The 7,556-nt window shown below is 70.6% G+C and carries 10 protein-coding genes; 9 read left to right on the top strand and 1 reads right to left on the bottom strand.

The window, feature by feature from the left end; genetic code table 11:
• On the bottom strand, positions 1–109 hold a 109-nt coding region (locus VIM19_19945; protein HEY5187113.1), incomplete at its 3' end, for an IS1595 family transposase.
• A 51-nt stretch (positions 110–160) separates the two neighbouring features.
• On the opposite strand from VIM19_19945, the gene VIM19_19940 reads away from it, so the two are divergent.
• The 9 genes from VIM19_19940 to VIM19_19900 form a co-directional block, all read left to right on the top strand.
• Positions 161–799: a helix-turn-helix domain-containing protein gene (locus VIM19_19940; GenBank protein HEY5187112.1), complete on the top strand. Its 639-nt coding sequence runs from the start codon at positions 161–163 to the stop codon at positions 797–799.
• 90 nt (positions 800–889) lie between these two features.
• On the top strand, positions 890–1,321 hold the full coding sequence (locus VIM19_19935; GenBank protein ID HEY5187111.1) for an MFS transporter: 432 nt from the start codon (positions 890–892) through the stop codon (positions 1,319–1,321).
• Positions 1,322–1,330: 9 nt separating this feature from the next.
• A complete protein-coding gene (locus tag VIM19_19930; GenBank protein HEY5187110.1) occupies positions 1,331–2,035 on the top strand; it encodes an MFS transporter in 705 nt (234 codons plus the stop codon).
• Between the two features lie 146 nt (positions 2,036–2,181).
• A complete protein-coding gene (locus tag VIM19_19925; GenBank protein ID HEY5187109.1) occupies positions 2,182–3,759 on the top strand; it encodes an acyl-CoA synthetase in 1,578 nt (525 codons plus the stop codon).
• A gap of 3 nt (positions 3,760–3,762) precedes the next feature.
• Entirely contained in the window at positions 3,763–4,791 is a 1,029-nt protein-coding gene (locus tag VIM19_19920; protein HEY5187108.1) for an LLM class F420-dependent oxidoreductase, read from the top strand.
• A complete protein-coding gene (locus VIM19_19915) occupies positions 4,792–5,931 on the top strand; it encodes an acyl-CoA dehydrogenase family protein (protein HEY5187107.1) in 1,140 nt (379 codons plus the stop codon). It abuts the gene before it with no gap.
• 9 nt (positions 5,932–5,940) lie between these two features.
• Positions 5,941–6,435: a hypothetical protein gene (locus VIM19_19910; GenBank protein ID HEY5187106.1), complete on the top strand. Its 495-nt coding sequence runs from the start codon at positions 5,941–5,943 to the stop codon at positions 6,433–6,435.
• Positions 6,362–6,778 carry an oxygenase MpaB family protein gene (locus VIM19_19905; GenBank protein ID HEY5187105.1) on the top strand — a complete coding sequence of 139 codons (417 nt, stop codon included), beginning with the start codon at positions 6,362–6,364 and terminating at the stop codon, positions 6,776–6,778. Before VIM19_19910 ends, VIM19_19905 begins: the two co-directional genes overlap by 74 nt.
• 39 nt (positions 6,779–6,817) lie before the next feature.
• On the top strand, positions 6,818–7,556 hold a 739-nt coding region (locus tag VIM19_19900; protein ID HEY5187104.1), incomplete at its 3' end, for a 2Fe-2S iron-sulfur cluster-binding protein.

The raw sequence follows: 7,556 nt of genomic DNA, 5'->3' as shown, positions 1-7,556 counted from the left end.
GCCAGCGCAGCCACTCCAGGTAGTCCAGACAGTCCGAATCCCTGCTGAACCAGGCAAGCAACTCGCCCGTGGACCGCGGGTAGTCACGGCCTCCCACGGGCTCGTCCATCCGGCCAGCCCACTCCGGGTTAGATGGATAGGCCGAAGACATCTTTTGATCTTGCCGAGCCGGACGACGGACCACGACGACCTGTTCTTCGACCAGGGCGGACTGCACTCTCGTGACCTCCGCGACCCGCGGTCGATGCGCGCCCTCGCCCACCCCCGGCGCCTCGACCTGATCGAGCTGCTCTACCGCGAGGGCCCGCTGACCGCGACCGAGTGCGCGCAGCGGCTCGGCGACTCCGCTGCCGGGTGCAGCTACCACCTGCGGCAGCTGGCCCGGTTCGGTTTCGTCGAGGGGGCCGAGGGCGGCACCGGCCGGCAACGACCGTGGCGGATGGTGAAGGCCGGGCTGACCCTGCGGACCGACCCCGAGAGCATGACCCCGGCCCAGCTGGCCGCAGGCCGAATGCTCGAAGGAGCGGTCGACGAGCGGCGCAACGCCCGGCTCGAGAGCTGGCGACAACGGCGCGACCAGGCTCCGGCGGCCTGGCGCAACGTCGTCACCGAGTCCGACTTCGGCTTCTGGGCCACGCCCGCCGAGGTGGAGGAGATCAACGCCAAGGTCCTCGCGCTGCTCGCGCCGTACCAGCAGCGGATGTCCAACGAGCCCCGGCCGGGCGCGCCTGACGTCGAGCTCGTCAGCTACCTCATCTACGCCTTCCCCGAGCTGCGGACAGCGCACGCCGATGCCTGACCGCCCGCGCCACCACGACTTCCGACTGCTGCTCGGCGGACAGACGACGAGCATGTTCGGTGACTGGCTGCTCATCCTGGTGCTCGGTATGTGGGCCAAGCAGCTCACCGGCTCGAACGCAGCCGGGGGTCCATCCTGTTCGCGGTGGCGCTGGCGAACCTGCTGGCGCCGCTCGGCGGCTGGCTGGCCGACCGGGTGCGGCGGGGGCCCCTGATGATCACGACGGACCTGCTGACCGCCGGCGTGGTGAGCCTGCTGCTCCTCGTGCACGACCGGGCTGACCTGTGGCTGCTGTACCTCGTTGCGACCGGCTACGGGCTGTCGCAGGTGGTCTTCGGCCCGGCGATGAACGGCCTCGTCCAGCAGCTCGTGGAGCCCGACCTGCTCGGTCCCGCGAACGGCACCCTGACCACCGTGCGCCAGTCGCTGCGCCTGATCGGCCCGCTGCTGCGCGCCGGGCCGTTCGCCTGGAAGGGCGGCGGCCTGGTCGCGGTCCTCGACGCGGCGACGCTCCTCATGTAGGCCGTAACGTTGGCCCTGATCCACCACCGGAAACCGCGCCCGGAGCGGCTTACGCTGACCTTCCGCCGGGAGGTCGCCGCTGGCGCGGTCCACCTGCGTCGGTCGGCGCTGCTGCGCCGGATGTCCGTCGCCACGGTCATCGCCATGCTGATGTTCGGGTTCGCCGAGTCGGTCTTCTTCGCGGTGCTCGACGGGCTGGGCGAACCGGTCACCTTCCTCGGCGTGCTGGCGACGTTCCAAGGGGTCGGCGCCGTCGCCTCCGGGGTCGCTGTCACCGCCCTCATCGGCCGGATCGGCGAGGTGCGACTGCTGGTCGGCGCGTTGGCCGGGTGCGCGGTCGCCGTCGCGCTGTGCGCCTTGCCGATCCTGCCCGTGGTCCTGGGCGCCGTCATGGTGTTCGGCGCCGCGCTGCCCGCGCTGATCGTTTCGACCGTGACCGCCTTGCAGCACCGGACGCCGAACCGCCTCATGGGCCGGGTCTCGGCAGCCTTCGACCTGGCCACCGGGCTCCCCTACGTCGCCTCGATCGGGGTGGGAGCGCTGCTCGTGGCCACCCTCGACTACCAGGTGATCCTGCTCGGCATGACGGTCGGCCTGGCCGTCGCCACGGCTATGCGGCGCTGCGGCTGCCCACTGCGGACGACGCCAGCCGCCCCTGGCCAGCCGCCGCGGAGGAGCCGCGCGCCGAGCTGCCCGGTCAGGGCCCGGAACTGAGTTTCGGAGACTGAGTCGTCGTTTCGCGAGGGTCCCACCGAGATCCGGCAGCTTCGCTGACATGCACGCGGTGACGTCCAGGAAGGGGCCCGTCGGGCAGGGGTAACTTGAGCGGCATTCGGGCCGGCACGAGGAGACGGGACACCATGGGGAATCCGCTGATCGACACCGCACGCCAGCACAGCATCGGCGACCTGCCCCGCCGCAGCGCGAACCGGTTCCCGGACAAGCTCGCGGTCAGGTCCGGTGGCACCAGCCTCACCTTCGCCGAGCTCGACGCCGCGATCTCGCGGGCCGCGGCCGCACTGGCCGCCGGGGGGCTGGCGAAGGGTGACCGCCTCGCCCTTTTGTCGCACAACTGCTGGCAGTTCGCCGTCCTGTCGTTCGCCACCGCGCGGATCGGCGTGATCCTTGTCCCGGTCAACTTCATGCTCGGCCCGGACGAGATCGGCTACATCCTCGAGCACAGCGAGGCGACCGCGTTCGTCGCGGAGGACGCCCTGGTCGCGACCGCCGAGAAGGCGATCGAGTCCGCCGGGGTCACCATCACGGTCCGCGGCACGATCCGCCTGTCCGGCGCTGAGACCCCCGAGGGCTGGCCCGACGTCCAGAGCTGGATCGACCACGACGGCCATCCCCCGGAGGTTGCCGTCGGCGACGACGACCCGCTGCGCCTGATGTACACCTCCGGCACCGAGTCCCGGCCCAAGGGCGCGATGCTGTCCAGCCGGTCGCTCATGTGGCAGTACGTCTCCTGCATCGTGGACGGCGGGATGGAGGGCACCGACGTCGAGGTGCACGCCCTGCCGCTGTACCACACCGCGCAGCTGGACTGCTTCCTCGGACCGGACGTCTACCTGGGCGCCACCAGCATCATCCTGCCGGCCCCCGACCCGGCGACCCTGCTGCGCACCATCGAGACCGAACGGGTCACCAAGCTGTTCTGCCCGCCCACGGTGTGGATCAGCCTGCTCCGCTCGCCGCACTTCGACGGCACCGACCTAAGCTCGCTGCGCAAGGGCTACTACGGCGCCTCGCCGATGCCGGTCGAGGTGCTGCGCGAGCTGCAGCAGCGGCTGCCGGGCGTCCGGCTGTGGAACTTCTACGGGCAGACCGAGATGGCGCCGCTCGCGACGATCCTCGGCCCGGACGAGCAGGTCAGCCGGGCCGGATCGGCCGGGCGCTCCGGCCTCAACGTGGAGACCCGGGTGGTCGACGACGTCGACCGGCCGGTCCCGCCAGGCACCGTCGGCGAGATCGTGCACCGCAGCCCGCACGCGACCCTCGGCTACTACAAGGACGAGGCCAAGACCGCCGAGGCTTTCCGCAACGGCTGGTTCCACTCCGGCGACCTCGGGGTCATGACCGCGGACGGCTACCTCACCGTCGTCGACCGCAAGAAGGACATGATCAAGACCGGCGGCGAGAACGTCGCGAGCCGGGAGGTCGAGGAGACCATCTACCTGATGGACGGCGTGGCCGAGGTGGCCGTCTTCGGGGTCAGCCACCCGCACTGGGTCGAGGTGGTTGCTGCTGCCGTCGTCCCCAAGCCAGGGGCAACGCTCTCCGGTGACGCGGTCATCGCCCACACCCGCGAGCACCTGGCCGGCTACAAGACGCCGAAGTACGTCGTGATCGTGGACTGGCTGCCCCGCAACCCCAGTGGCAAGATCCTCAAGCGTCAGCTCCGCGAGGAGCACCACGACCTCGCCCAGGAGGGATGACCGGTGCGAGTCTCCACGCTGCTGCAGTACGCGGGCAACCCGCGTGAGGCGGCCGACGCTGTCGTCGCCCTGGAGGACGCGGGGCTCGACATCATCTGGGTGGCCGAGGCCTACGGCTTCGACTCCCCCACCCTCATGGGGTACCTCGCGGCCAAGACCGAGCGGGTGCAGATCGGCTCGGCGATCCTCAACATCTACTCCCGCACCCCGGCCCTGATCGCCCAGACGATCGCCGGGCTGGACAACGTCAGCGGCGGGCGGGCCATCCTCGGCATCGGCGCCTCCGGCCCGCAGGTGATCGAGGGCTGGCACGGGCTGCCCTACGACCGGCCGCTCGGGCGCACCCGCGAGCTCGTCGAGCTGGTCCGGCGCGCGCTGCGGCGCGAGGTGCTCACCAACGAGGGCATCTTCACCCTGCCGCTGCCGCCCGGCCAGGGCACCGGCCTGGGCAAGCCGCTGAAGATGCTCACCCACCCTGAACGCCCGGCGGTGCCGATCTACGTGGCCGCGCTCGGCGTCAAGAGCGTGGAGTCCACGGCGGAGATCGCCGACGGCTGGCTGCCCTACCCCTACGCGCCCGAGCGCGCCCGGGACGTCTGGGGGAGCGCGCTGGACGCCGGCACCGCCAAGCGGTCAGCCGACCTGGCCCCGCTGGAGATCGCCGCAGGCGGCATGGTCGCCGTGGGCGACGACGTCAAGGCCCTGCTCGACCTGGCCCGGCCGCAGTTCGCGCTCTACATCGGCGGCATGGGGGCCAAGGGCAAGAACTTCTACAACGACCTGGTCAGCCAGTACGGCTTCGCGGCCGAGGCCGAGAAGATCCAGGACCTCTACCTCGAGGGCCACAAGAAGGAGGCCGAGGCGCTGGTCCCGCCGGACCTGCTGGAGATGTGCAACCTGGTGGGACCAGAGTCCTACGTGAAGGAACGCATCGCCGCGTTCCGCGAGTCGGGCGTGACCGTGCTCAACGTGACCCCTGTCGACCGGGACCCGGCCGGCCTCATCCGTCGGCTCAAGGAGTGGACGAGCTAGATGCGGCAGATCTTCACCGAGGAGCATGAGGCGTTCCGGGCGACGGTGCGCACCTTCATCGAGAAGGAGATCGCCCCGCACCACGAGCAGTGGGAGCGCGACGGCATGGTCTCCCGGGAGGCATGGCTGGCCGCCGGCCGCCAGGGTCTGCTCGGCTTCTTCGTCGAGGAGGAGTACGGCGGTGCGGGCGCCGACGACTTCCGGTACAACGCCGTCCTGGCCGAGGAGCTCACCTACGCCGGGTTCAGCGGCCCGGCGTTCGCGCTGCACAACGACATCATCGGCCCCTACCTCACCCGGCTGGCCACCCGCGAGCAGAAGCGCCGCTGGCTGCCCGGCTTCTGCTCCGGGGAGATCGTCACCGCGATCGCGATGACCGAGCCGGACGCAGGCAGCGACCTGCAGGGCATCAAGACCACCGCGGTCGACCAGGGTGACCACTACCTGCTCAACGGCAGCAAGACGTTCATCTCCAACGGGATCCTCTCCGACCTGGTCATCGTGGTCGCCAAGACCGACCCCGCCGCGGGCGCCAGGGGCATCAGCCTCCTCGTCGTCGAGCGGGGCATGCCGGGCTTCGACCGCGGCCGACGCCTCGACAAGGTCGGCATGCGCGCCCAGGACACCGCAGAGCTGGTGTTCGCCGACGTCAAGGTGCCGAAGGAGAACCTGCTCGGCGCCGAGGGCAGCGGCTTCGTCTCGCTGATGGAGAACCTGCCCCAGGAGAGGCTGTCGATCGCGATCGCGGCTGCAGCTGCCACCGAGCGGCTGCTCGAGATCTCGCTGGCCTACGCCAAGGAGCGGCAGGCGTTCGGCCGGCCGATCGGGTCCTTCCAGCACAACCGATTCGTGCTTGCCGAGATGGCCACCCAGGCCCGGGTGGCCCGGGTGTTCGTCGACGACTGCATCGCTCGGCATACCCGTGGCGAGCTGGACATCGCCACCGCCGCGATGGCCAAGTGGTGGACGACGGAGGTTCAGAAGCAGGTGGTCGACCAGGCCGTGCAGCTGCACGGCGGGTACGGCTACATGCTCGAGTACCCGGTGGCCAAGGCCTTCCTGGACACCAGGGTGCAGACCATCTACGGCGGAACGACCGAGATCATGAAGGAGATCATCGGCCGCTCCCTGGGCGTGTAGGCCGACCACGTGGGCTGGTACACCAACCTCCGGCTGATCGCGTCGCTCGACCCGGTCCGCGACCACGACGAGATCTTCCGGCTGACCACGCGGTACGAGTTCCCGTGGGACTACCAGCAGGGCACGTCGTTCGCGTTCCTGCGTGACTTCGGCGTCCCCACGATCAGCCGGCTGCTCGACCACACCGGCCAGTTCGAGCACCACGGGCGGAAGCGCTATGACGACACGATCCTGATCGGCGCAGAGGCCACCGAGGACGGACAGGAATCCTCGCGCGGGCGCCAGGCCATGCGGCACCTCAACCGGATCCACAGCCGCTTCGACATCCCCACCGACGAGTTCGTGTACGTGCTGGCCACCACGATCGTCGGGCCGAAGCGGTGGATCGACCAGTACGGCGCGAGCCCTGCACCCGCACGAGATCCAGGCGATGGCGATCGTCACCACCCGGTTCGGCGAGCTCATGGGCCTCAAGCGGCTCCCGCGGACCTACCGGGGCTATGAGCGCTTCCTGGACGAGTACGAGGCTGAGCGGTTCACCTTCGACCCTTCCAATCGCAGGGTCACCGAGGCCACCCTGCGGATCTTCGCGGGCTGGTTCCCGGCGCCGCTGCGCCCGGCGGTCACCCGGGCCGCCATCGCGCTGATGGACGAGCCGCTGCGGCAGGCGCTGGGCCAGCCCCGGCAGCCGGCCTGGCTGGCCACCGAACTGCACCGGGTGCTGCGGCTGCGGGCCAGGGCGCTGAGACTGGTGCCCCCGCGACCGGAGTCGAGGCCCTACCGGCACAACGCCCGGACCTACCCGATGGGCTACTCCCTCACCAATCTCGGACCGGCCACCGGCTGATCCTGGGCAGCTGGCGGGTCACTGGCCTACGGTCGGGGCGTGACCAGGATCTTCGTCAACGGCTACGAACGAGTGGTGGACACGCCGTCCGGCCCGACGCTGCTGGACCTGCTGCGCGACGACCTGAAACTCACCGGCACGAAGTACGCGTGCGGCGAGGGTCAGTGCGGCGCCTGCACGGTGCAGCTCAACGGGTCGCCGGTGCGAGCCTGCACCGTGGACCTCGCGGCGGCCGACGGCGCCACCGTCACGACGGTGGAGGGCCTGGCAGCCGACGGACGCCTGCACCCGGTGCAGCAGGCCTTCGTCGACGCCCGCGCCCTGCAGTGCGGCTACTGCACTCCGGGCATGGTCATGGCGACGGTCGCGCTGCTCGCGAAGGACCCAGACCCGGAGGAGGCCACGGTCCGACGCGCGCTTGCCGGCAACGTGTGCCGGTGCGGCGGGTACCCGCGGATCCTGCGGGCGGTGCGCGCGGCGGCTGGGACCGAGTCGGTGCAGACCGCCGGCTCGATCGGTGGCACCGAGCCGATCGAGACCGCAGTCCAGGCCACCTGGACGGTCGTGCTGCCTCCGCTGGCCAAAGACGGACGCTCCGGCTGGGGCTGGTCGACTCCCGGCGGTGCGCGATTGACCCTCGACAGCAACGGCCTCGTGCGGGCCTACACCGGCAAGGTGGACGGTGGCCAGGGCAACCGGGTTTCGCTGACCCGGATGGTGGCCGCCGAGCTGTCCGTCTCGACGTCGATGATCCGGCTGGAGATGGGCGACACCGAGG

The organism is Actinomycetes bacterium, assembly GCA_036510875.1.
GTDB lineage: Bacteria > Actinomycetota > Actinomycetes > Prado026 > Prado026 > DATCDE01.
This window is presented reverse-complemented; position numbering and strand designations above follow the sequence as displayed.

Excerpts from the sequence above, each read along its gene's own strand:
- VIM19_19905 (HEY5187105.1), top strand. The coding sequence starts at position 6,362 with ATGGCGATCGTCACCACCCGGTTCGGCGAGCTCATGGGCCTCAAGCGG.
- VIM19_19915 (HEY5187107.1), top strand. The coding sequence starts at position 4,792 with ATGCGGCAGATCTTCACCGAGGAGCATGAGGCGTTCCGGGCGACGGTG.
- VIM19_19925 (HEY5187109.1), top strand. The coding sequence starts at position 2,182 with ATGGGGAATCCGCTGATCGACACCGCACGCCAGCACAGCATCGGCGAC.